The 24,807-nt window shown below is 28.9% G+C and carries 22 protein-coding genes and 1 tRNA gene; 9 read left to right on the top strand and 14 right to left on the bottom strand.

Going from position 1 to position 24,807, the window contains the following annotated elements:
- Positions 1 to 284: 284 nt before the first annotated feature.
- The 5 genes from MSCUN_RS02310 to MSCUN_RS02290 all read right to left on the bottom strand — a co-directional run bounded on the left by MSCUN_RS02310 (position 285) and on the right by MSCUN_RS02290 (position 4,585).
- Positions 285 to 479, bottom strand: a complete 195-nt coding sequence (locus tag MSCUN_RS02310; protein WP_095608082.1) for a hypothetical protein — start codon at positions 477 to 479, stop codon at positions 285 to 287.
- Positions 480 to 553: 74 nt separating this feature from the next.
- Positions 554 to 1,138 (bottom strand): TIGR00267 family protein, encoded by a 585-nt coding sequence (locus MSCUN_RS02305; RefSeq protein WP_095608081.1) that lies wholly within the window; start codon positions 1,136 to 1,138, stop codon positions 554 to 556.
- A 77-nt stretch (positions 1,139 to 1,215) separates the two neighbouring features.
- Entirely contained in the window at positions 1,216 to 2,424 is a 1,209-nt protein-coding gene (gene hmgA / locus MSCUN_RS02300; protein ID WP_095608080.1) for a hydroxymethylglutaryl-CoA reductase (NADPH), read from the bottom strand.
- 314 nt (positions 2,425 to 2,738) lie between these two features.
- Positions 2,739 to 3,599: a succinate--CoA ligase subunit alpha gene (gene sucD / locus MSCUN_RS02295; protein WP_095608079.1), complete on the bottom strand. Its 861-nt coding sequence runs from the start codon at positions 3,597 to 3,599 to the stop codon at positions 2,739 to 2,741.
- Between the two features lie 254 nt (positions 3,600 to 3,853).
- Entirely contained in the window at positions 3,854 to 4,585 is a 732-nt protein-coding gene (locus MSCUN_RS02290) for a hypothetical protein (protein WP_095608078.1), read from the bottom strand.
- Positions 4,586 to 4,774: 189 nt separating this feature from the next.
- Here MSCUN_RS02290 and aroD point away from each other — a divergent pair, with 189 nt between their 5' ends.
- The 3 genes from aroD (at position 4,775) to aroC (ending at position 7,347) form a co-directional block, all read left to right on the top strand.
- Positions 4,775 to 5,461, top strand: a complete 687-nt coding sequence (aroD, locus tag MSCUN_RS02285) for a type I 3-dehydroquinate dehydratase (protein ID WP_095608077.1) — start codon at positions 4,775 to 4,777, stop codon at positions 5,459 to 5,461.
- Between the two features lie 19 nt (positions 5,462 to 5,480).
- On the top strand, positions 5,481 to 6,131 hold the full coding sequence (locus MSCUN_RS02280) for a hypothetical protein (RefSeq protein WP_095608076.1): 651 nt from the start codon (positions 5,481 to 5,483) through the stop codon (positions 6,129 to 6,131).
- 115 nt (positions 6,132 to 6,246) lie between these two features.
- Entirely contained in the window at positions 6,247 to 7,347 is a 1,101-nt protein-coding gene (gene aroC, locus MSCUN_RS02275; protein ID WP_095608075.1) for a chorismate synthase, read from the top strand.
- Positions 7,348 to 7,437: 90 nt separating this feature from the next.
- Here aroC and MSCUN_RS02270 read toward each other — a convergent pair.
- The 8 genes from MSCUN_RS02270 to MSCUN_RS02235 all read right to left on the bottom strand — a co-directional run bounded on the left by MSCUN_RS02270 (position 7,438) and on the right by MSCUN_RS02235 (position 18,105).
- Positions 7,438 to 7,511 (bottom strand) — tRNA-Thr (locus tag MSCUN_RS02270).
- A 141-nt stretch (positions 7,512 to 7,652) separates the two neighbouring features.
- Positions 7,653 to 8,426: an MBL fold metallo-hydrolase gene (locus MSCUN_RS02265; protein ID WP_095608074.1), complete on the bottom strand. Its 774-nt coding sequence runs from the start codon at positions 8,424 to 8,426 to the stop codon at positions 7,653 to 7,655.
- 356 nt (positions 8,427 to 8,782) lie between these two features.
- A complete protein-coding gene (uvrA, locus tag MSCUN_RS02260; protein WP_095608073.1) occupies positions 8,783 to 11,656 on the bottom strand; it encodes an excinuclease ABC subunit UvrA in 2,874 nt (957 codons plus the stop codon).
- A 4-nt stretch (positions 11,657 to 11,660) separates the two neighbouring features.
- Positions 11,661 to 13,613: an excinuclease ABC subunit UvrB gene (gene uvrB / locus MSCUN_RS02255; RefSeq protein ID WP_095608072.1), complete on the bottom strand. Its 1,953-nt coding sequence runs from the start codon at positions 13,611 to 13,613 to the stop codon at positions 11,661 to 11,663.
- A 609-nt stretch (positions 13,614 to 14,222) separates the two neighbouring features.
- Positions 14,223 to 14,483, bottom strand: coding sequence for a hypothetical protein (locus MSCUN_RS02250; RefSeq protein ID WP_095608071.1), 261 nt, complete (start codon positions 14,481 to 14,483; stop codon positions 14,223 to 14,225).
- Between the two features lie 8 nt (positions 14,484 to 14,491).
- Positions 14,492 to 15,646 carry an aldo/keto reductase gene (locus tag MSCUN_RS02245; protein WP_095608070.1) on the bottom strand — a complete coding sequence of 385 codons (1,155 nt, stop codon included), beginning with the start codon at positions 15,644 to 15,646 and terminating at the stop codon, positions 14,492 to 14,494.
- Positions 15,647 to 15,872: 226 nt separating this feature from the next.
- Positions 15,873 to 17,561, bottom strand: coding sequence for a phenylalanine--tRNA ligase subunit beta (gene pheT, locus MSCUN_RS02240; protein ID WP_095608069.1), 1,689 nt, complete (start codon positions 17,559 to 17,561; stop codon positions 15,873 to 15,875).
- Positions 17,562 to 17,751: 190 nt separating this feature from the next.
- On the bottom strand, positions 17,752 to 18,105 hold the full coding sequence (locus tag MSCUN_RS02235) for a hypothetical protein (protein WP_095608068.1): 354 nt from the start codon (positions 18,103 to 18,105) through the stop codon (positions 17,752 to 17,754).
- Positions 18,106 to 18,470: 365 nt separating this feature from the next.
- On the opposite strand from MSCUN_RS02235, the gene MSCUN_RS02230 reads away from it, so the two are divergent.
- Complete coding sequence (locus tag MSCUN_RS02230; RefSeq protein WP_095608067.1) at positions 18,471 to 18,854, top strand: transcriptional regulator; 384 nt, start codon at positions 18,471 to 18,473, stop codon at positions 18,852 to 18,854.
- Between the two features lie 325 nt (positions 18,855 to 19,179).
- A complete protein-coding gene (gene gshAB / locus MSCUN_RS02225; RefSeq protein ID WP_095608066.1) occupies positions 19,180 to 20,589 on the top strand; it encodes a bifunctional glutamate--cysteine ligase GshA/glutathione synthetase GshB in 1,410 nt (469 codons plus the stop codon).
- 191 nt (positions 20,590 to 20,780) lie between these two features.
- On the opposite strand, the gene rfbC is transcribed toward gshAB, so the two are convergent.
- Complete coding sequence (gene rfbC / locus MSCUN_RS02220) at positions 20,781 to 21,344, bottom strand: dTDP-4-dehydrorhamnose 3,5-epimerase (RefSeq protein WP_095608065.1); 564 nt, start codon at positions 21,342 to 21,344, stop codon at positions 20,781 to 20,783.
- A 209-nt stretch (positions 21,345 to 21,553) separates the two neighbouring features.
- On the opposite strand from rfbC, the gene MSCUN_RS02215 reads away from it, so the two are divergent.
- From MSCUN_RS02215 to MSCUN_RS02200, 4 genes are all read left to right on the top strand, one after another.
- Positions 21,554 to 22,708, top strand: coding sequence for a glycosyltransferase family 4 protein (locus tag MSCUN_RS02215; protein WP_095608064.1), 1,155 nt, complete (start codon positions 21,554 to 21,556; stop codon positions 22,706 to 22,708).
- 103 nt (positions 22,709 to 22,811) lie between these two features.
- Positions 22,812 to 23,393: a flavodoxin family protein gene (locus MSCUN_RS02210; RefSeq protein ID WP_095608063.1), complete on the top strand. Its 582-nt coding sequence runs from the start codon at positions 22,812 to 22,814 to the stop codon at positions 23,391 to 23,393.
- Positions 23,394 to 23,651: 258 nt separating this feature from the next.
- Positions 23,652 to 24,359, top strand: coding sequence for a glycosyltransferase family 2 protein (locus MSCUN_RS02205; RefSeq protein WP_095608062.1), 708 nt, complete (start codon positions 23,652 to 23,654; stop codon positions 24,357 to 24,359).
- Positions 24,360 to 24,428: 69 nt separating this feature from the next.
- Positions 24,429 to 24,767 (top strand): DUF2304 domain-containing protein, encoded by a 339-nt coding sequence (locus tag MSCUN_RS02200; RefSeq protein WP_095608061.1) that lies wholly within the window; start codon positions 24,429 to 24,431, stop codon positions 24,765 to 24,767.
- Positions 24,768 to 24,807: the final 40 nt, after the last annotated feature.

Below are 24,807 nucleotides of genomic sequence, written 5' to 3'. Positions count from 1 at the left end.
TAAATACACCTCCCCTTATAATCGATTAGTACTTTAGTTATTATAATAATATATCTAATCTAATATAAAAAAATAGTAGAAACTCAAATATTTTAAAAATAATATTTTTTCAACCCATATTTAAAGAATCTAACACTATTATTTGAATTATTACAGAAACAAATAATCTCCATATGATAAGATACTATTTAGCATTTAGAATATGATAATGTTAGCTTTTATGGATATGAAAAAAAAGTATTTAATAAAAAAAAGAATTATTGGAAGGGAGATTATATATATTTTTAGATATCTATATTTTCTTTGATTATTGAATTTAGTGGATCATCATCTATTGTATTTAGTATTATTTCTGTTGCTCCTGTTTGATCTTTTAGTTTCTGATATTCATCCATATCTGGTTTTTCATCTTTTTTATAATATTTATCTGTGATTATTACATCATCTTTTAGTAGTACTACATGATATTTATATAACATTATATTATTTCTCCATTTCAAATAAAAAAAAATTAGTTTAAAAAAAAGGGGTTATATTAGGAGTAGTTTTTTTTTTATCCGTGTCCTCCTCCCATAAGGTAACTTATTATTACAATAAGTATTCCTACAGCTACAATTTGTCCAGCTGTTTTTTTCATACTTTCTTTTGATATGTGTCCTAGGTATGATCCAAGTATTATTAGAAGTACGAAACATATTATTAGTGTTCCTGCTATTGCTGAGTATATATCAGGTAGTATGAAAAATGGTATTGATGGTATAAATGATCCTAGAAAACTAGATGATCCATGAGTAATCATACTTAGGCGTACTCTGTATTTTGCTTTTTCTTCGATAATTGTATCATTTAATTGTTTATTATTAAGAAGCATCTTATTTTCAAGAGTTCTCATATCTTTTTCTTCTTCTGCATGTTCGCCTATGTATGATCCAAATCCATTTGATAATGCAAGAGCTATTCCACCACTTAGTCCTGTTAATCCTACAGTTACAGGGTTTGCATGTCCTCCTGCTATTGCTGCTACTGCTGCTGTGAGTGATATACTCATTACAGTTAGTATACCATCAAGTGATCCTAGAGCTATATATCTACTCATAGCAATGTAGTCTTTAATGAATTGTTTCGGTGAAACTTTCATATTTTTGATTCCTTCCTATGTATTTTTTTTTTCTTTTTGTTATTTTTGAATTTTATTATATTTAAAAATATTTTCTATTATCGTCCAAGTTTCTTATGTGCTGATGCTAGGTGTCCTGCTGCAAGAGCTCCAGCTAGTGATAGTTCACCTGCTAGTACTATACCTGCTACTATTGATGCAAATTTATTAACTTTTCCAGATCCTTTAGCATCGATTAAGTTAAGTGATTCTGTTGCTGTTTCAAGACGTGTTCCTCCACCTACTGTTGCAACTGGTAAATCTGGTAGTGTAACACTAAAGTATAAATCTCCATTTTCATTTTCTGCTGTTGTTATTCCAAGACTTGCTTCAACTACGTGTGCTGGGTCTTGTCCTGTTGCTAGAAATAGTGCTGCTACCATGTTTGCAAAGTGTGCATTGTATCCGAAACTTCCACTAATAGCTGATCCAAGTAGGTTTTTTGAGTAGTTTACTTCTACTATTTCTTGTGTTGTTGTTTTTAGTGTTTTTTCAACAACTTCTTTTGGTACTATTACTTCTGCTACTACACTTTTTCCTCGTCCTTCAATCATGTTGATTGCTGATGGTTTTTTATCTACACAGAAGTTTCCACTTAGTGCTATTACATCTATGTCATTTTCTTTTTCAATTAGTTTTAATGCTTCTTCTGTTGCGATTGTTACCATGTTCATACCCATACTGTCACCTGAGTCAAATACAAATCTTGGGTATACATATCGTCCTACTATTGCTATTGGATCTATTTTTAGTAGTTTTCCATGGCTTGTTGTGCTTTGTGCAACTTTTTTTATTTCATCAAAGTTGTTTTTTATCCATTGTTTTAGTTGATTTGCATCTCGGGTTGATTTGGTTTTAATTACTGGTGCTCGTGTCATTTGATTTGCTAGTATTGATACATTACATCCACCAGATTTTCGTATAGTTGAACATCCTCTGTTAACACTTGCAAGTAGTGCTCCTTCTGTTGTTGCCATTGGTACGTATGTTTTGAATGTTTCATTATCCATATTTATTTCGATTGGTCCTACTACTCCTACTGGTATTTGGATTGTTCCTATTTGATTTTCTATATTTTTTGCTGCTGTATCTGTCATGTCTATTGAGTAGCTTGCTATATGTGGTAGTTGTACTTTGGTTTCATTTTCTATGTATTTTCGTCTTATATCTGTTGCTTCATTTGCTGTGTTTGTGTATTTTTCTATTTCAAAGAGTCTTATTTCACCTGTTTTTAGTTTTTCTAGGATTTCTTTTTCACTTAGTTGCATTTTTACTTACACATCCCTTTTATTTAAGTTTTTTTTTTTATGAAAGTTATTTTTTATCTTTTTTTTTGTATTGTTATATTTGTTCTATAGTTTTGTTGTTCATATTATTTAATAAAAAAAAAGTATGATAATTTATAGTTAGTATTAATGATTAATTTATTTAAGATTGTCTGCTAATAATTAGAAAAAAAGTGTTGCTTATAAAAAAAGAATAAAAAAAAAGTTTATGGGTGTTTAGGTATATTTTTTTTTGAATTACTGTCTTTTTTCCTATTTTTTTTCCTATTTTTTTTGGAAAAATTTTCATATAAACCTTATAGTGATTTGATTACTGCTACAATTTCACTTGGCTTATCTACTACATGTGCTCCAAAACTTTTAAGTAGTTCTTTTTTGTTTTCTGCTGTTCCATCTGTTCCTTCAATTATTGCACCTGCATGTCCCATACGTTTTCCTTGTGGTGCAGATACTCCTGCAATAAATGATATGATAGGTTTTGTTAGATGTTCTTGTGCATATTTTGCAGCTTTTACTTCTGCTATTCCACCTATTTCACCAAGCATTACAATAGCTTCTGTATCTGGATCTTCTTCGAATTTTTTAAGTACATCTATGAAGTTTTGTCCTGTGATTGGATCTCCACCTATTCCTATTGCTGTACTTATTCCAAGTCCTGAGTCTGATATTTCACTTGCTATTTCATATGTTAATGTTCCACTTCTTGATACAAGACCTATGTTTCCTTTTTTAAATATGTGTGTTGGCATAATTCCAACTTTTCCAATTTCTGGTGTGATTATTCCTGGTGTGTTTGGTCCTATTACTACAGTATCATGTTCTTTTGCATATTCTACTATTTCCATTGAATCATGGATTGGTATGTGTTCTGTGATAATAATTACCAGGTCAAGTTCTGATATTGCTTCAAATGCTGCATCTTTTACAAATGGTGCAGGTATAAATATAATACTTGTATTTACTTCAGGATGGTATCTTTTTACTTCCTCAATAGTATTATATACTGGTACTCCTTCTACTGTTTGTCCAGCTTTTCCTGGGCTTGTTCCTGCTACAATATTTGTATTGTAATCTAACATTTCTTTTGTATGAAATCTTCCTTGTTTTCCAGTAATTCCTTGCACAACAATATTTGTGCCCTTATTTAAAAGTATCACTATTCTATCTCCACTTCAAATTGTTCCTTATATATTTATAAAAAAATATTATTATTTTTTTTATTATTGATTATTCTAGTATAATTTATGTAAATCATTAATATTAAGTTTTATCTTTTATAGATATCTTTAATTTAAAAACTATAACATGTAAGCTAAGAAAAAAAGTAGAAAATAAAAAGGAAAAGATTATGTAAAATTTTATAAATTGGATATAAAAAAATATAATTCTTATCCTAAGTATTTTAAATTATTTATTTTTTAAGTAATCTCATAATATAGCTAAATGGTTCAGCTAAGTCCATTACATTACTATTTAATATTGCAGATACTGTAAATATTACACTTCCTGGTATTACATTTGTTGGTGTTCCACGTTTTACAAGATATGTATTTCTATATCCAAGAACTGCTCCTATTATTGCACCTGCTATTACACCTACCTGATGAATATCCTCAACTGCAACTACTACTACTGGATCATCTGTTTTTGATGATACATATCCTACTCCTGGTATGTGTTTTATTCCTTTTGTAGAACTTACTCCAATATCTGCTACACCATCTATTCCTTTTGCTGCATTATATGCTTGTTTTGCTACATCATCTACAAATGCTTCACCACAGTATGTGTCAAAAGCTACAATTATTGCATCAGGATAGAATTTCTTATTAAGATCAATTTCAACATATGATATTCCTTCTCCTGCTTCTTGTTCTGTTTTTCCGACTCCATTTAGGTCTTCAAATCCTAATGCATTATTTTTAAGTACATCAAATATTGCCTGATTTACTTCTTTTAGTTTGTCATCATCATCTATCACTGCTGTTATTACTAGATCATCACCTGTTATATTGGTAATTCTTGCAAATTGTGCTCCTGCATCTTCTATTTTATAAAGATCATCTTCTACTGCTATTATTAGCTCTTCACTACATGATATGTCATTGTCTGATATATCAATTCCAAAACTTATCATTTTCATTATTATCTCACCCACTACTTTTTTTTTCATGTTTTTTTTTGTTAGTTAGTATTTATGTTTTATCTGTATTTTTTTATTTATGGGTATAATATTATATTATAATAGTTTATTATATGATATGATGGTTTTATCATAAAATTAAAAATATTACATGAAATAGAAATATATATTATATGAATAAAAAAATTTATGGAAGGTTTTACTATTAATACAGGCGTATGTGGATCAATAATAAAAGAAAATAAAGAAGAAATTCTAGAAACACTAAAAACAATGAATCTAGATAATGTGGATTATATTGAACTACGTGTTGATACAATAAAAAATGTAACATCAACTATGGTACATGATATAATAATAGAAATACAAAATTATACAGACAAGCCAATTATTCTAACAAATCGTACAGAAGATGAGGGAGGATACTTTAAAGGATCTGATGATGAACGTATCAAAATACTATGTGATAATGCACCACTAGTTGAATATACTGATATTGAATATATGACGAAACCTGAACTTAGAAATCAGGTAATTGATGCTGCAAATAAGACAATTATATCATATCATAATTTTGATAAAACACCAGAAAAACAATACCTTAAAAACATAATAAATGAGGCATCTGATATAGGTGTCATACCAAAAATAGCAGTAAAACCACATACTCTTGAAGATACATACATAATCCTACAATTAATGATGGAACATGATAATTTAGTAGCTATTTCAATGGATAAACTTGGAACATACACACGAATAATAGGACCAATCATGGGATCACCAATAACATATGCATCAATAGAAGAAACATCAGCACCAGGACAACTAGATACAAAACAAACCACACAAATAATCAAAAAACTAAAATCATAAAAAAAAGGGAAAATATATAATGGATACAAAAACACGTCAAATTATAAAAACACTAAATAAAATAGGAGTAGACACACGATACATAAGCTTCTATCAAAATACAATCTACATAAACAACCTAAAATTCTCAAAATTCTCACGAAAAAAAGAAGACACATTCCATGAAACCTATCCTCAAATACCTATAATACGCTCAAAACTATTTCAGAAAATATGCATAAAAACATCAAGAACACTAAAAAACCAGATAAAACCAAAAGACCACATATACACACCAAACACAGATAAACCAGAAGACATACTATCAAACATAATACTAGAACCTTACCAGAGAAAATATGGAATAACAATAACACATAATGATAATGATGAGAATATAAAATATACAAACAACCAAACACTAACACAATTCATAAACCAATACCTAAATCAAATGATAAACTCCCAGAAAATTGAAGAAAAAAAAGACCAAAACACAATATATCCACTCGAAGATATACCAGATGAATGGATATATGAATGGATAAAAACCACAAACATAAAACACACAACTAAAAAAAGACAAACCCAACCTGAGATTATAAAGATAAATCAATTTATCAAAAAACACATACCACAATATGAACAATCAATAAAACAATCAGTAAAAAACCTAAATAGGGATAAATAACCACCCCTACAAACTTTTTTATTAAATTTTTAATTAAAAAATACCAAACCACCTTTTTTATACACATAATCTTTTGATAAAAAAAAATAAAAAATTGAAAGGAGAATTAAATAATATGAGTGCAAATACAACAGGAGAAATATTTAAAGTAACAACATTTGGACTAAGTCATGGAAAAGCACTAGGTGCAACAATAGATGGATGCCCAGCAGGACTACCATTAACACAACAAGACATACAAGAAGAACTAAATAAAAGACGACCAGGAACAAGTAACATCACAACACCACGTGATGAAAAAGATCAAGTAGAAATACTATCAGGAATATTTGAAGGAAAAACAGATGGAACACCAATAACAGCAATAATACGAAACCAAGATCAGAGAAGTAAAAACTATGACAACCTAAAAAACAAGCCAAGACCAGGACATGGAGACCTATGCTGGAATCAGAAATTTAAAAATTACAACTACAATGGTGGAGGACGAGGAAGTGGACGAATAACCATAGGACATGTAATTGGAGGAGCAGTAAGTAAAAAACTACTTGAACAATTTAATATTACAACAACAGCACACGTAACACAAATACACAACATAAAAAGTACAAAAAAATACACAATTGATGAAATAAAACAAAACATCACACAAAATAATGTTAGATGTGCAGATTTAGAAGTTGCACAACTTATGGAAGATGAAATACTAAAACAAAAACAAGATGGAAACAGTGTAGGTGGAATTGTTGAAATAATAATAGATAATGTACCACTAGGACTAGGACAACCAGTATTTGATAAACTAGATGGAGATCTTGCAAAAGCATTAATGGATATAGGAGCTGTAAAAGGTGTTGAGGTAGGAATTGGTTTTAAAGCAGCAAATTTAACAGGACGCCAGATGAATGATCCAATAACACTAGATAAAAATGGTAATATAATAACAACCACAAATAATGCTGGTGGAATACTTGGTGGAATGTCAAATGGAATGCCAATAATACTAACAATTGCAGTAAAACCAACACCATCAGTAAATGGAATACAAAACACAGTAGATCTTGAAGGAATGTGTGAATCAACAATTGAAATTGAAGGAAGACATGACCCATGTATCTGTCCACGTATAACAACAGTAGCAGAAGCTGCATGTAACATGGTAATAGCAGATCATATGATACGAGCAGGATTCATACATCCTGATACAATAGAATAAGTTCATTAAATTTCTAAAAAAAAGTAGTGTATAATAATTTAAAATAAAAAAAAAGAAGTAATTTTTTTAATTCTCTTATAAAATAGTTTAAGCCCCGAGGGGGATTTGAACCCCCGACCCCCTGATTACGAGTCAGGTACTGTTCCTGGCTGAGCCATCAGGGCTTATTTTAATTTAAAAAAAAAATAAGCAGTAAAAAATGAAAATTAACTTACTACTAAATAATACTTATATTCTTAAAAGTACATAAAACTTACCTTTAGTTTTAAATATTATCCTTTAGGTGAATCTTTTCACATTATTTATTATAGGTATTGGTCAAGATTCATTGTTAATCCATCTGTTGCTGCTATAGTTCTAATACCTGTTTCTTCTGTTATTGTTCTTGTATTTTGGAAAGGGTTATTCATTATCAGATTTACACCAAGGTGTGTCATAATAGCTATTTTTGGTTGTACTTCCTCAATTAATTGTTTAAAATCAATTGTTCTAAGATGACCCTTAATTTTTCTTTCACCTTCTTTTATGACATTACCAATTAGTATATCTGCCTCTTTATGTTCATCTGCTAACTCGGGGAAATATTCAGTATCAGATGTATAACTAAGGTTGAAGTTTCCACATTGAATGTTAAAACCAACACATGTAGGATCACTGTGATTTGTTTTAGTTGCACGAATTTTTATATTATCATCAACTACCTCATCACCTGGTTTAAGACAAGAGATTTTAGGTTTTGATTGATGATATTGAGATATACAAGGTCCAAGTTCTTCATGACCATATATAACACTCGTACTTCCAATTACATGCCCTGCTTTTTTAGTCATACCTTGTGTCATTGACTCAATTAGTACTTCAGCATCATTATAATGATCAGTATGACAATGACTTACCAATAATAAATTAATTTTCCGAGGATTTAATCCATATTGATGGCTTCTTACTAAAGCTCCAGGTCCTGGGTCGATATGTATATTCTTACCATCGATGTCATCAATTCGAAAACCACCAGTCATACGTTTTTGACTGATAGTTGCAAATCTTCCACCACCAGTTCCTAAGAATTGTAATTGCATAATATCTCCTTTATTTTTTGTTAAACTATTAAAATATATTTTTTTAATGTCAATATTGAAGTATAATTATTATAAACTAAATCTTTTTCTTTTACTTTAATTAAAGAAAATTTTAGTTTATTATATACTACTAAAAAATACTCTTAATCACATATAACTATATTTTAGTTTAATATATAATATTTTCCTTTTTTAGTTAAACTATACAAAAATGTTTTAATTTTTGATCATGATTTTATTAATTTAACCTAGTTTTACTATTACTTTTTTTTAAAAATGAAAAAATAAAGTTTTTTTTGTTAATTTATAGGAAAATAGGAGTATAAAAGTAAATAAAAAGGAGAAGGGGGGAGTATTTATTTTTCAAGCATTGCTTTAAGATACTTACCTGTGTATGTTCCACTTTCTGCAATTTCTTCAGGTGTTCCTGTTGCTATGATTTCTCCTCCATCTACTCCTCCTTCAGGTCCAAGGTCAATGATATAATCTGCTGTTTTTATAACATCAAGGTTATGTTCTATCACAACAAGTGTATTTCCTTGATCTCTTAGTTTTTGTAGTACTTTTAGTAGTTTGTTTATATCTTCAAAGTGAAGTCCTGTTGTTGGTTCATCAAGTATTATCATTGTGTTATTGGTACTTGGTTTACTTAGTTCTTTTGCAAGTTTTACACGTTGTGCTTCTCCACCTGATAGGGTTGTTGCAGGTTGTCCTAGTTTCACATATCCAAGTCCTACATCTACTAGAGTTTGAAGTTTTCTTTTTATTTTTGGTATGTTTTCGAAGAATTCTAATGCTTCATCTGCAGTCATCTCTAAAATATCATTTATGTTTTTTCCTTTGTATCTGATATTAAGTGTATCTTGATTGTATCTTTTTCCTCCACATACTTCACATGGAACATAAACATCTGATAGGAAGTGCATTTCTATTTGTACAATTCCATCTCCTTTACATGCTTCACATCTTCCACCTTTTACATTGAAACTGAATCGTCCTGGTTTATATCCTCTTTGTTTTGCTTCTGGAGTTTGTGCAAATAAGTCACGAATATATGTGAAAAGTCCTATGTATGTAGCAGGATTTGATCTTGGTGTTCGTCCTATTGGTGATTGATCTATTACTATTGTTTTATCAATATTATCAATTCCCTCAATACGATCATGTTTTCCTACTTTAAATTTGTGTTTTCGAGTTTTTGCTTCATATATTCCATGATATAATGTTTCATTTACAAGTGTACTTTTACCTGATCCTGATACTCCTGTTACACAGATAAATTTTCCAAGTGGAAATTCAACATTTATATTTTTTAGATTATTTTCATATGCATTTATAACTTTAATTGTTTTACCATTACCTTGGTGTCTGGTTTTTGGTACTTCTATTTTTTTACGACCAGATAGGTAGTCTCCTGTTATTGAGTTTTTATTTTCACGAATTTCCTCAGGTGTTCCCTGAGCTATAAGAAGTCCTCCATTATCTCCTGCTCCAGGTCCAATATCTAATACATTATCAGCTTCAAGTATTGTTTCCTCATCATGTTCTACAACAATTAATGTATTTCCAAGATCACGTAATTGTTTTAGAGTATGAATAAGTTTCATATTATCACGTTGATGTAATCCTATACTTGGTTCATCAAGAACATATAATACACCAATAAGTCTACTACCAATCTGAGTTGCAAGACGAATACGTTGAGCTTCACCACCTGATAGACTTCCTGATGAACGAGCTAATGTTAAATAGCTAAGTCCTACATCATTTAGAAATTCTAGTCTTTCTCTGATTTCTTTTAGTATTTCACGACCTATAAATTCTTGTCGTTCATTTAGTTTTAGATTTTCAAAGAATTCTAATGAATCACTAAGTGATAATTTAGTTACATCAGCTATGTTCATATCACCTACTGTAACAGCTAGCATTTCAGGTTTTAGTCTGTCTCCATGACATCGAGGACAATCTTCAAATACCATGTAGGTTTTTAGTGCTTTTCTTTTGTATTTTGATGGTGTTTCCATATAGAGTTGTTTCATGTTTGCAAGAACACCTTCAAATGGTTTTACTACTTTTTGTTGTTTTCCACTACGTGTTTCAAAGTAGAATGTTATTTTTTCATCAAGTGTTCCATACATTAGTATGTCTTGTATTTTTTCAGGAAGATCATGATATGGAACATCAAGACTAAAATCATAATGTTCTGCGAGTGCTTCAAGTATCTTATTGTAATATCGTTCTGTGTCTTTTGAGTTACTCCATGGTTTGATTGCTCCTTGGCGTATACTTAAGCTTTGATCTGGTATTACTCGTTCTGGATCTATTTCTAGTGTACTTCCAATTCCATTACATTCAGGACATGCTGCTCTTGGGTTGTTAAATGAAAACATACGTGGACTTATCTCAGTAAAACTTACTCCACATTCAGGACATGCCATTTCTTCAGAATAGATATGTTCATTATCAGGATCATCTGCATCTATTACTGCAATTAGTCCATCTGTTAGTTTTACTCCTGTTTCTACTGATTCAACTAGTCTTTTTCTAAAGTTTTCATTATTTATTACTTTTAATCTATCAACAACAAGTTCTATTGTATGTTTAACATTTTTTTCAAGTACAATTTCCTCATCAAGAGATCTTATTTGTCCATCTACACGTACTCGTACAAATCCTTTTTTCTTATATTCTTCAAATACTTTTTTATGCATTCCTTTTTTTGCTTTAATAATTGGTGCTAGTAGATAGATTCTTTTTTCATTATAGTCATCTATAATTGTTTCAGCTATCTGTCCTGGTGTTTGTTGTGATATTTCCTGACCACAGTTATGACAGTGTGCTATTCCTATTCTTGCATATAGTAATCTTAGGTAGTCATATATTTCTGTAATTGTTCCTACTGTTGATCTGGGATTTAGTCTTGTTGTTTTCTGGTCAATTGATATAGCAGGAGATAGTCCTTCTATGTAGTCTACTTCTGGTTTTTCCATTTGTCCTAAAAATTGTCTTGCATAGGAGGTGAGTGATTCCATATATCTTCTTTGTCCTTCTGAGTATATGGTGTCAAATGCTAGTGATGATTTACCAGATCCACTTAGTCCAGTTATTACTATGAATTCATCACGTGGTATTGTTACATCTATATTTTTTAAGTTGTGTTCTCGTGCCCCTTTTATGATTATTTTACGATCTGCTATAGCTTGTTTTCTTATATTTTCTTCTGTCTGCATAAGCTTATTCCTCTTTTAATTTTTTAATTTCATCTCGTAATTTTGCAGCTTTTTCAAAGTCTAGATCTGCTGCTGCTTTTTGCATCATGTCTTCTAAGTCTTTTATGATTAATTCTATTTCGTCAGTTGTTACATTATCGAAGTCTTTAATTTCATCTACTATTTGATCTTTTCTGTCTTTTATTTTAAGTTTTCGTACTACACTTTTTGGTGTAATATTATGGTCTTTGTTGTATTTCATTTGTATTTTTCGTCTTCTTTTTGTGATATTTACAGCATTTACTATGGAATCTGTAAGATTATCAGCATATAGTATTACTTCTCCATTAACATTTCTTGATGCTCGTCCTATGGTTTGAATTAGAGATGTTTGTGATCTTAGAAATCCTTCTTTATCAGCATCAAGTATTCCAACAAGAGATACTTCAGGTATGTCAAGTCCTTCACGAAGCAGGTTTACTCCTACTAGACAATCAAATTCTCCACGTCTAAGTTCATCTATAATTTCTGTACGTTCAAGTGTTGTAATTTCAGAATGTAAGTAGCGTGTTCTTATTCCCATTTTGATATAGTAGTCTGTTAGATCTTCTGCCATTTTCTTGGTAAGTGATGTTATAAGAACTCGTTCATCACGATTGGCTCTTATTTTTATTTCACCAAGTAAGTCATCTACCTGGTTTTTCACTGGTCTTATTATTGGTTTTGGATCAACTAGTCCTGTTGGTCTGATGATTTGTTCAACCTTGTTTTTGCTTCGTCCTAATTCAAATGCTGCTGGTGTTGCTGATACATATAGTATTTGGTTTTGAAGTCGCATGAATTCATCAAATTTAAGAGGTCTGTGTTCTTTAGCACTTGGTAATCTGAAGCCATAATCTACCAGGTTTGTTTTACGTGCATTATCACCTGCATACATTCCCCTAATTTGTGGTATTGTTGCATGTGATTCATCAATTATTGTAAGATAATCCTCTGGGAAGTATCCAAGAAGTGAAAATGGTGTTTCACCCCACTTACGTCCATTCATGTGCATTGAATAGTTTTCAATTCCTGTACAGTAACCTATTTCTTTTATCATTTCCATGTCATATTTGGTTCTTTGTTCAAGTCGTTGTGCTTCAAGTAGTTTTCCAGCAGCTTTTAGTGTGTTTAAGCGATCATCTAGTTCTTCGAGTATGTTTTTTATTGCTACATCTTGTTTTTGTTGTGATATTACAAAGTGTTTTGCTGGAAATATTATGATTTTTTGTACTTCTTCAATTATGCTTGATTTAAGGGGGTCTATTTTGTATATTACATCTACTTCATCTCCCCATAATTCTATTCTTATTGCATAATTTGCATTTATTGGGAAGATTTCAATTACATCTCCATTTACTCTGAAGTTTCCACGTTCAAGTGCTGTGTTGTTTCGTTGATATTGCATATCTACTAGTGATTTTAGTATTGCATCACGTGTAGTTATTTCACCTTTTTCTAATGTTAATGTAAATTCTAGGTAATCTTCTGGTGATCCTATACCATAGATACATGATACACTTGATACAACAATTACATCATCACGTGTTAGTAGTGATTGTGTTGTTGAGTGTCTTAGTCTGTCTATTTCTTCATTTACTGTGGATTCTTTGTCTATAAATGTGTCTGTTTGTGCTACGTATGCTTCTGGTTGGTAGTAGTCAAAGTAACTTACAAAGTATTCAACCGCATTATCTGGGAAGAATTCCTTAAATTCCTCATATAGTTGTGCTGCTAGTGTTTTGTTGTGTGACATGACGAGTGTTGGTTTGTTTAGTTGTTCTATTACATTTGCCATTGTGAAGGTTTTCCCTGATCCTGTTACTCCTTCTAGTGTTTGTTCTTTTATTCCATTTTGGAAGTTGTTTACAATTGAATTTATTGCTTTAGGTTGATCTCCTAAAGGTTTGTATGTTGATTGTAAATTAAATTGAGACATGTATATTATATATATAATCTCATGTTTTTAAAAGTATAGTTTTTATTTTTCATGTTTGTTTTAATAATTATAATTTTTATTGTAACAAAATATTATTATTTATATCTACTTATTTATTTATGATAAATTTTAAAATCACATATATATGTTAACATACTAAAAAGTAGTATTAAACAGTGAAAAATCCTAAAAATATAATTTAAGTATAAGTAAATAGAATATAAAATAGAAATACATCTTAATAAATTAAGACTTCTATTAAATGAATAAGGATATAATAATATAGAAATTCTAATATTTTTCATATAAAAATTCTAAATTAATATGGTACTTTATAAAATAAATAAAAATAGAAAATATTTTAATTTTATATACAAAATTTAAAAGAGTTTATAATGAAAAAGAGTAATTAGGGTTGTTAATTTTTATTTTAATATAGGTGGTCATGTTTTTTTTTATTATTTCACATTTAAGGAGTTTATGTTTTTTCTATTCACTAATTTTTTTTTATAGTTTTTTTTCAAGGGAACATCCTTTTGATATTAATATTTTTTAAAAAATGAAAATTAAAGTAAGAATAATTTATCATATCTTTTTTTTTATCTTACTTTAATATTCAAATAAATTTGCTGATACACTCATTAATGGGGCAAATTCATGTAAGTTTATTTCCGTAATATTCTTCGGACTTTTACGTTTATACACATTATATTTTTGTGCAAAACTAACATTCATACATTCAATGCCTTCAAAATTAACAATTATATCATTGTCAAATGTTTTATTTATTTCATTAAATAATTCCACTACGGTTATTTCAAGTGTTAGAACACGAGGAATTAAATTAACTACCATTATTTCCCTCGTCATAATATCATTTAAGCTCCAAAATGTTTGTTAATGAGCTTTAATTTTTCTGGAATATTGATATTTTGTGGACAAACACTTAAACATTCACCACACATTGTGCAATTATGAGCTTGTCTATCTTCATGCATATGGAAACGATATTGTACTGAATCAACACAACTATCACCTAGCTTATCCATATTATATTCTCGTATACATTTAGGAATATTAACACCAGATGGACATGGCATACAATAATTACATCCTGTACATGGTATACTATTTAAGTGATCATATTCACTTTTTACCTCTTTAAGAATTTCTCGATCTTGATCTGATAACATTCCAATTTCAGCATTATCTACTAATGCTATATTTTCTTGTACCTGATCTAATGTCGACATTCCACTTAGTATGCAATCAACTTCTTTTTTATCCCAAAGATAATTGAAAGCCCATTGTATTGATTTCAACTGTTTTTCAGATTTATCAAATATTTTTTTAACTGTTGGGGGCTGATTAGTTGCAAGTTTTCCTCCACGAAGAGGTTCCATAATCATTGTTCCAAGACCAAGTTTATCTAATTTCTTAACACCACGTAGTCCTGGATTTTCATCATCATCTAGATAATTAAGTTGTGTTAATGCACACTCCCACTTATCATAATCATCTAGTATTTGACATAAAAGATCATATGAACCATGTGTTGAAAAACATACATGTTTTATACGACCATCACTTAAGATTCTATCTACAAATTCATAGAGTCCAGCTTCTTTGATTTCATTATAATAGGAATCCTTGATAGAATGTACAAAGAATAAATCTATTTGGTCTAAATTAAGACGTTCTAATTGTAAATCTAATGTTCTATCAACATATTCCCATGATTTCATTTCCCATGAGGGCATCTTTGTCGATATATGAAGTTTATCTGAGAACCCACTACTTAAAATGTCACCAAGAATGGTCTCACTTACTCCCGGCTTTTTGCGATCTGTTGTATGATATACTAATGCCGTGTCAAACATGTTAATTCCATGTTCAATACTATATTCTAGCATTTGTGTTGTTTGTTTTATATCAACATGTTCTGGATTTTCATCAAGTAATGGAAGACGCATAGCTCCAAATCCTAGAATTGATGCTTTAATCCCAGTTTTTCCGAGTTCCCGATATTTCATGATTTATAATTATATAGTTTTAAATATATATAAGTTAAATTGAATTTTTATAATAAAATTACTTTATTAATTTTACTACGAACAATTCATATTATCTTAATAAATAAAGAAATTTCACAAAAAAAATAGAATATTTAAATAGATTTTTATTTTATAAAATTCAAAAAAAGAGAAAATTGTAAATAAAAAAAAAGAGATGATAGAAGATGAATTATTTATAAAAGAATTATTCTTCTTTATTTTCACTAAATTCTACTTCAAATGCTATTGTTGGATATTCAAGTTCAAAGTTTGTTAGTACATCAGGACTTATTTCACCAAAGTATCCTTTAAATGTGAATGGTGTATTGTTAAACATTGGTGTTGCTGTGAATTTTGCACATCTTCCCATTATAAATGTTGGATTATCTGAATCTTCAAGTGTCATAGTAAAGCCCATGTTTGATACGAATGATTCTACTATTGATTTGATTGTTGTGAAGTTTGCTTCTGTTGATATTTGTGCTGCTGCTAGTTTTTTAACTGTAACCATCTTTGTTTCTTTGCTTTCATCAAGATATGCTACATCTCCTATTTCAAAGATTTTCTGTGGTAGTTCTTCATGTTTATTATCTTCTAAAAATTCAAGTAGACTATTTATAAGAGTTTGTCTGATCATTGTACGATCTTGTGTTATTGGCTGTGATACTCTTATGTGTTCTTCATCAATTTCATGGTTAAGTTTTTTGTAGTGTTGATCTTCACTTGTTAACATTAAACTTTTAATTTCAGTAAATCCTAGTCCTATCATTAGTTGTTCTACAATTTTATCAAATTCACGTTTTGGGTCAGGATTTGCTACAGTTGAAAAGTTTGGAAGTTCAGCAGGAAGATCATTAAATCCATATCCAAATGCTATGTTTTCAATTAGATCTACTTCATGAAGTATGTCTATTCTGTATCTTGGTATTGTTACAAGGACTGTATCTTCATCTATTTTTTTTGCATCAAAACGTGTTTTTTCTAAGCATTCAACGATCTTATCAGCAGTTAATGATATACCAATGTATTCTTCTGCAACTTTACGGTGTACTTCCATTTCTCTACATTCAAAGTCTGGGTATGTGAGGTTTTCATGGTATGGATAGTTTACAGTGATAGTTTCTATTGTTGCACCATTTTCTGCGAGATTTGCTGCTATTATATTTAATGCATTTGTAACTGCATTTAGCTCTGTTCCTGTTACATCAATAAATAGGTTCTTAGTATCTGTTGTAAGTTTGGTTTTATCACTGTTAATAATTGGTGGCATTGACATTATATTATCTTCACTATCAACAATTAAAGGATAGTATTTGAAGTCATCTAGTAGTTTTGCATATTTTTCTCCTTTTTCATTTTCTAGGAGTATTTCATTAAGTGTGAGTTCTTCTGTATGTTCTAGTGGTATAAATGTGGTTTCATCAGGTATTCCTGCTTTATAATAGAATGGTCCACCAGCGGTTTTATCAAGATCATGTATTCCTATTGCAACTTTTTTACGATCTCGTCCTATTACCCAGTGGAGATGTTCTTGAAATTCCATGAGATTTTTTAGTTGTTCATCATTTATACTTACATTTCGTATGATACAACTTGCTACATATGGTCTTATATCTTCAAGTTTTTCATCTACATTGATTGTTATATCAGTTTCTTTCACGTCATATTTTGGCATTCCAACTTCAATGTCAAGATATCCTTTTAGTGATCTTACTATTCCTTCAACACTGTAGTTATCAGGTCTATTTGGGAAGAATTCAGTTTTTACTTCATTATCATCGTATCCTTCCACATCACTTGATATCATTGGTAGTATGTTTATTAGTTCATCTTTTGGTAGTTCTTTTCCAAGTTTTTTAAATAATTCATCGTATGTGAAATTTATTACAGGCATGTTTTATTCAGTCCTCTCTTTTTTTTTATTTAAATTAGTTTTTTTAATGATTTTATAATTGTTATGTATAAAAGCTGGGGTATGGATGTTGTTGTATTTTTTTTAGGGTTATTAGATGTAAAAAAATCAAAAAAAATAGGAAATGAAAAGTTTTAATTGTATGATATAAAAAGAAAATTGGTATTGGTGGTTAGAGTGATAATATTATCATAAAGAATAATGATTCTATTACAAAGTGTAATGCTCTATGTTGTATTGGTGTTAATTTTAGATTGTAGAAATGATGTCCTACATCTATTATAAAGTGTATAAATCCTGCAAGCACTCCTATTGTTAATGACTGGAATACTAGTGTTAATATTATGAAGTGAAATATTGCTTCTAGTAGTTCATGTATAATCCATGTTGTAAATGATGATTTTACTTTGCTATGTATTATATCTCCTAGTATTATATAGAAGTTTGAAAATGTATGCCATATTATACCATGAAGAATATCAGAACATGCTAGTACTACTGCAATATAAAACCATTCTATATTCATATTACCTCACCAATTTTATTATCTTTTTTTTACAATTTTATTATTTTCCCCTTTTTAATCTTTTTTTTAATATTATTTTTTTTTTTCGTATTGATTTTTTTCTTTAAGTATATATGTGTTTTTTTTAGTATAAATTACTTTTTTTTCAATAAGATACTTTTAATATATTATATAATTTGGAAAAAATATTTTTTTTTGAAGTTTATACTTATTTTTATTGTATGAATTTTATTAATAAATTATTTATATACTAAAAATCATATAACTATAGTTATGAGGATATAATATTGTATTAAATACAAAAAAAATAATTGGAATTAAATTTTAAATTAATAATAATAAAACTCTGGAGGAATAGATATAAAATGAAACCACCGTGTGAAATAGTAGTATGGTATGTAATCCCATCTATCAGATCAAAACTTGCAAAAGAATTATTAAACCTAGGAATGAAACAAAAAGATATCTCAGTACTACTAGATATAACACAACCTGCAGTATCTCAATATATCAGTGATAAACGAGGACATGAATTAGACTTTGATCCAGAAGTTGAAGATTATATAAAAAATATGGCAAAAGATATAATGAATGGAGAACTACAATCAATAGACTTAATTCCACACTTTTGTCATGTATGTAAAACAATAAAAACACAAGAAGTACTATGTCAACTACACAAAGAAAAAGTAAACATACCAACAACATGCAGTGTATGTATGGAATCAGAAAATGATCATTGCTGCTAAAAAAAATATTAAGTTTACCAAAAAAAATAAAAGTTGAGATAATAATTATATTTGTTATTAAAATTAGGCTCATTTTAGTTAGGCTAAATTTAATAACACTTATTTTTAAAAAGAATAAAGGACATTATGACATTATTATATAAATGTTACAACCTTTTCTTTTTTTTTATAATTTTAAAATAACCTGAATAATCTCCTAAAAGATGATATTTTTTTTTTATTAAAAATGGAATTTTTATAATATTTTCATCTTATGTTGATTTAATTTATTTTAATCTTAACATTGTTAAAAATATTTAATAATACAAACACATAAAATATAACTATGAAATCAATAAAAGCGATGCAAAAAATACTTACACCACAAGACATACAAAGAGGGAATTTTGGACTTGAAAAAGAAGGTGTAAGAATAAATGATGATGCAACACTCACACAAACTCCACATCCAAAACAATTCGGAGACAAACTTGAAAATCCATACATAACCACCGATTTTTCAGAAAGTCAAATAGAAATAGTAACACCCACATTTGAAACAATAAATAAAACATATAACTTTCTTTCTTTGATAATTGATATAGTAAATGAAAATCTAATGCCAAATGAATACATATGGACACAATCAATACCACCAATACTACCAGAAGATGATAGTGATATACCAATAGCAAAATACAACAACCAAAAAGATGGACAGCATGCAGAAAAATACCGTATGAATCTAGCAAATAAATATGGAACAAAAAAACAACTAATATCAGGAATACACTATAACTTCTCACTAAAAGATGAAACAATACAAAAACTATATGACAATTATGATTCAAACTACACATACCGTGAATTTAAAGATCAAATATATCTAAAAATAGTACGAAACTACCTAAGATACAGATGGCTCATCATATACCTAATGGGAGCATCCATAGCAGCTGATGAAACATTTATAGATGAATGTCTAAAACTAACAAATCATAAAGATAATAAAAATGCATACTATAGTACTAATGCAACATCATTTAGAAATGCATCATGTGGATATAAAAACATAAAAGAACTATTTCCTCGTTTTGATAGTGTAGATCATTTTATTGATGATGTAAACCAATTTATAAAAGATGGTGAACTATCTGAAGCTAAAGAATTATACACTCAGATAAGACTTAAAGCAAAAGATCCAACAGACATGATGAAATCACTAAAAAAAGATGGAATACAATACATAGAACTAAGAACAGTAGATATAAATCCATTTGATAAAAATGGAATATCAATAAATGAAATGAAATTTCTACACATATTTATAATATATCTTCTCATGAAAGAAGAAACAGACTATGTTAAATGGCAAGAAGAAGGATTTATAAACGAAGAAAAAGTAGCAGAAGAAGCATTTAACCCTGAAATGAGACTAACTCGTGATAATAAAGAAATTAAACTAACAACATGGGCAAATGAAATAATATATGAAATCACCAAAATAAATGATGCATTTAACTTAGATTATGATGATATAATAGCAAATATGCATGCAAAAATAGAAAATCCAGAAAACACATATGCAAAAAAATTAATGCATCTAGTAGAAGATGAAGGATTTATAGAAAGTCAACTAAAACTAGCACAAAAATACAAAAAACAAAGCCAAAAATCACTAAAAACAAAACTTAAAAACAGTCCTGATGCACGAAAATACTATAATATGGCAATAGTAGATGATAACATTCTATAATATATAATATTAAAGAATTTAAAAAAAAGAAAAATTAATATTATATAATAATCTTTTTTTTTAAACATTATTTTTTTTATCTAAAAAAACTCCTTTTTTTCATTTAATTTTATAAAAAAGAATTAAGCTAAAGAACTTACTTTTTTATATAAAATTTAAAATATTATTTTTTCTCCCTCTTTTTTTTATCTTTAGAATTTAAGATCATCTTTAGTTTCAGCTAGTGTTTTCCATTTTTCATCTTTTTTAGATAAAATAATCTCATCAATATCATCTATTGGCCAGTTAATTCCTATTTCAGGATCATTCCATAGAATTCCTCCCTCATCATCAGGATTGTAGAAATCTGTACATTTATATGTAAATTCAGCAATATCTGATAATACTACAAATCCATGTGCAAAGCCTTCTGGTATATAGAATTGTTTCTTATTTTCCTCAGATAATATTACACCTTCCCATTTTCCATATGTTGGTGAATCAGAACGTAAATCTACTGCTACATCAAATACTTCACCTTTAATTACTCGTACAAGTTTTCCTTGAGGTTGTGTATATTGGAAGTGTAAACCTCTAAGTACTCCTTTTTTGGATCTTGACTGATTATCTTGTACGAAGTTTGCATCTATTCCTGCTTCATCAAAGATATCTTTTTGGTATGTTTCCATGAAGTATCCTCTTTCATCTCCAAATACTTGTGTTTCAATTACATATACTCCTTTTATTGATGTTTCATTAAATGTGAATTTTGCCATTATTTATCAACTCCACTTATTGTGATTAAATATTTTTTTTTTTGAATTATTACTTTTTTTTTATCCAAAAAAAAATATTAGAATAAAAAAATAATTTACTAAATATTATTATATTTAGATGTTACAATATTAATTAATATAATAGAAAAAAAAGATGAAAACTCTTTTTTTTATATATAAATAAATTATTAAAGTAAGGTTATAAATAAATGAAATTTTGTATGATACTTGAGTTTTTCGTTCCCCATTATAATGGTGGAGGGGAAAGAAGATACTATGAACTAACAAAAAGATTAGTCGAACAAGGTCATGAAGTTGATATATTAACCATGAAAGTTGATAATGCTCCTGATCATGAACAGGTAGATGGAGTTAATATACATAGACTTGGACCTGTAATAAAACAACCACCAATAAGATCAAAAACTGACTTTATAAAATATTTAAAAGCAGTAATATCATGGATAAATAATCATAGCTATTCAATAATAGATGCACAAGCATACTCACCACTACTTTCTGGTCTTATTGCATCAAAGATAACAAAAACACCACTAATTGCAACAATATATGATACAAGTAGAAATAGTAATGATCAATGGATTCAATTTTCAAAACTTGCATCAATAGCTGAGAAAATACTTGTAAAACTACCATATACTAGAGTATTAACAATAAGTGATGCAACCAGAAACTCATTAATAAATGATTTTAACATAAAAAATAAAAATATAGATGTTATGTATATTGGTGTAGATTTAGATACTATTGATAAAGTGGAATGTAATGAAACTGCTAAAAATCGTCTGCTTTTTGTAGGACGTCTTGTACCACATAAACATGTTGATCATTTACTTGAGGTATTAAATAATATTAAAGATAATTATCCAGGAATAAAGCTTGTAATTGTAGGTAAAGGTATTGAAAAAGAAAATCTCATAGAATATATTAATAATCATAAACTTGGTGATTATGTAGAATTTATGCAGGATTTAACAAATGAGGAACTTATATATCAGATGAAACTTGCAAATTTACTTGTTTTACCATCTACACGTGAAGGATTTGGAATGGTATTATCAGAAGCAAATGCATGTCATACACCAACAATAGCATATGCATCAGGAGGAGTTGTGGAAGTTGTTGATGATGGTATTTCAGGATATCTTATTAAACCTAATAATAAAGAGCAATTACAAGAAAAAATAGAACATGTTCTAAGTAACAAGAATATAGAAGAACAACTAGCTGATGGTGGACGACGTCGAGTTGAGGATATATTTAACTGGGATAAGATAGTAGAAGATTATGTTAACTTTGCATCAAAAACAATAAATTGTAACTGTAAAGGAATAAAAAAATAATCTTCATATGATAAAACAATATTCATATGCAAATGAAAAAAAAAGAGAGAGAATAAAAAAAAAAATAATAATCTAAAAAAAAATAATAAAAGGGTGGAAAATTATGGTAAAAGTTGTAGCAATAGTGGGAAGTCCAAGAGTTGATGGAAACACAGAATTTCTCACAAAAACAGCACTAGATAAAATAGATGAAGAAGATGAATTTGAAGTAGAACTAATTACACTAGCTGATAAAGAAATAAACTACTGTGTAGGATGTGGAGTATGTATAAAAACAGGTAAATGTGCATTCACAGATGATATGGTAGAAATAACACAAAAGGTCGCAGATGCTGATGGGCTAATATTTGCATCACCAGTATACTTTGGTGATATGACAGGTCTTGCCAAATCATGTATTGACAGATTACGTCCACTAAGACGTATACATAACTTCAAATACAAGGTATGTGGAGCAATAACTACTGGTGGATTTAGAAATGGAGGACAAGAATCAACAATAGCATCAATTCATGACTTTTTTAACATACAAGGTGGAATTGTAGTAGGAGATAACATGCCAACAGGACACTATGGAGGAACAGGACATGGTGAAACTCAATCTGATGAAGTTGGAATAATAACATCAATAAACCTTGCAACACGAATGGTAGATGTAATTCGAAAACTACACAATCTGGATTAAAAAAAAGGAGGAAAATGGAATTATTAATATGGAATTTTATAATATAATTCTTCCTTTTTAAACATAAACACCCATATCTTTTTTTTTATTATAACTTCTATTTTTTTTTAAAACGTTTTTTATTTTTTCTTAAATAAATTTTAAAAACAATCAATTATAGATAGTTAAATATCAAGCTATAAATAATATTTTCATAAATTATTTATAAAAAAAAGAAGAGAAATTTGCAAAAAAAAATGTAATGGAAATAAGAAGACAATGACTAACAAAAACAAAACTCCAATACCTCCAAACACATACATAATACTATCATGTTACAATGAAGAAGAAACCTTACAAGAAGTAGTAGAAGAACTAGTAGAACGGGGATTTAATGTAATAATAACAGATGATGGATCCTCAGATAACAGTCCAAAAATAGCACGAAATCTTGTTACAAAATATCCACAGATGGTAGATTATTACAGACATGTGATAAACGTAGGACTAGGAGGAGCAATTAAAACAGGAATACAAGCTGCATTAGCAAAGGATGCTGAGATACTAATAACATTTGATGCAGATGGACAACATAACCCAGAAGATCTATATAACATGTATCCACCAATAGAAAATAAAGAAGCTGATGTGGTAATAGCAGCCAGAGACTTTAATGACATGCCACGAGGACGAAAATTTGGAAATACAGTAATGAACTATATAACCTATATTTTCCAGGGAAAAATGGTTAAAGACTCACAATCAGGACTAAGAGCATTTAGCCGAAAAGCAGCAGAGATGATCACATTAAACTCACCACAATATGGGGTATCATCAGAAATAATAGGTGAAATAGAACGAAAAAATCTAAGACTAAAAGAAGTACCAATGACAACAATATATGATCAAAGAACAATAGAAAAAGGAACAAACCTCTTTGTAGGACTAAAAATAGTCTTTGAATTTATGAATGAAATGTTCAAATAATCATTATACTAAAAAAAGAAAGATTTGGAAACAAATAATAATTTAAAAAAAAATGGAGTGTGACGTTCTATGTATACATATCAAATAATTATGTTTATTATAGTAGTACTAATAATCTACTGGAGTATGCGTAATTATGGTAATGAAAACTTTAATCTAGGCTTATCAATAGGAATATCACTAATTGCAATAGTACTATTTGTACTAACACTTTTCCCACAAATAAGTGTAAATCTAGCTGAAATTGTAGGACTTGGACGAGGACTTGACCTACTATATATATTAGCATTTCTATTCATATTATATGTCCTATTTAAACTATATAACATGATAGAAGATCAAAAAAGACGTATAAACCAACTAATAAGCCAACTTGCAATAGAAAAACATGATGATGATAAGAAATAACACTACTTTTTATTATCAAAAAAAAATAATCCTCTCCCAA

Origin of the sequence: Methanosphaera cuniculi, from assembly GCF_003149675.1 — an archaeon.
GTDB classification, from domain to species: Archaea; Methanobacteriota; Methanobacteria; order Methanobacteriales; family Methanobacteriaceae; genus Methanosphaera; species Methanosphaera cuniculi.
This window is presented reverse-complemented; position numbering and strand designations above follow the sequence as displayed.

Bases quoted from the DNA above. Each gene is read 5' to 3' on its own strand.
- MSCUN_RS02310 (WP_095608082.1), bottom strand. From the start codon at position 479: ATGTTATATAAATATCATGTAGTACTACTAAAAGATGATGTAATAATC.
- MSCUN_RS02305 (WP_095608081.1), bottom strand. From the start codon at position 1,138: ATGAAAGTTTCACCGAAACAATTCATTAAAGACTACATTGCTATGAGT.
- hmgA (WP_095608080.1), bottom strand. From the start codon at position 2,424: ATGCAACTAAGTGAAAAAGAAATCCTAGAAAAACTAAAAACAGGTGAA.
- MSCUN_RS02290 (WP_095608078.1), bottom strand. From the start codon at position 4,585: ATGAAAATGATAAGTTTTGGAATTGATATATCAGACAATGACATATCA.
- aroD (WP_095608077.1), top strand. From the start codon at position 4,775: ATGGAAGGTTTTACTATTAATACAGGCGTATGTGGATCAATAATAAAA.
- MSCUN_RS02280 (WP_095608076.1), top strand. From the start codon at position 5,481: ATGGATACAAAAACACGTCAAATTATAAAAACACTAAATAAAATAGGA.
- aroC (WP_095608075.1), top strand. From the start codon at position 6,247: ATGAGTGCAAATACAACAGGAGAAATATTTAAAGTAACAACATTTGGA.
- MSCUN_RS02265 (WP_095608074.1), bottom strand. From the start codon at position 8,426: ATGCAATTACAATTCTTAGGAACTGGTGGTGGAAGATTTGCAACTATC.
- uvrA (WP_095608073.1), bottom strand. From the start codon at position 11,656: ATGCAGACAGAAGAAAATATAAGAAAACAAGCTATAGCAGATCGTAAA.
- uvrB (WP_095608072.1), bottom strand. From the start codon at position 13,613: ATGTCTCAATTTAATTTACAATCAACATACAAACCTTTAGGAGATCAA.
- MSCUN_RS02250 (WP_095608071.1), bottom strand. From the start codon at position 14,483: ATGACGAGGGAAATAATGGTAGTTAATTTAATTCCTCGTGTTCTAACA.
- MSCUN_RS02245 (WP_095608070.1), bottom strand. From the start codon at position 15,646: ATGAAATATCGGGAACTCGGAAAAACTGGGATTAAAGCATCAATTCTA.
- pheT (WP_095608069.1), bottom strand. From the start codon at position 17,561: ATGCCTGTAATAAATTTCACATACGATGAATTATTTAAAAAACTTGGA.
- MSCUN_RS02235 (WP_095608068.1), bottom strand. From the start codon at position 18,105: ATGAATATAGAATGGTTTTATATTGCAGTAGTACTAGCATGTTCTGAT.
- MSCUN_RS02230 (WP_095608067.1), top strand. From the start codon at position 18,471: ATGAAACCACCGTGTGAAATAGTAGTATGGTATGTAATCCCATCTATC.
- gshAB (WP_095608066.1), top strand. From the start codon at position 19,180: ATGAAATCAATAAAAGCGATGCAAAAAATACTTACACCACAAGACATA.
- rfbC (WP_095608065.1), bottom strand. From the start codon at position 21,344: ATGGCAAAATTCACATTTAATGAAACATCAATAAAAGGAGTATATGTA.
- MSCUN_RS02215 (WP_095608064.1), top strand. From the start codon at position 21,554: ATGAAATTTTGTATGATACTTGAGTTTTTCGTTCCCCATTATAATGGT.
- MSCUN_RS02210 (WP_095608063.1), top strand. From the start codon at position 22,812: ATGGTAAAAGTTGTAGCAATAGTGGGAAGTCCAAGAGTTGATGGAAAC.
- MSCUN_RS02205 (WP_095608062.1), top strand. From the start codon at position 23,652: ATGACTAACAAAAACAAAACTCCAATACCTCCAAACACATACATAATA.
- MSCUN_RS02200 (WP_095608061.1), top strand. From the start codon at position 24,429: ATGTATACATATCAAATAATTATGTTTATTATAGTAGTACTAATAATC.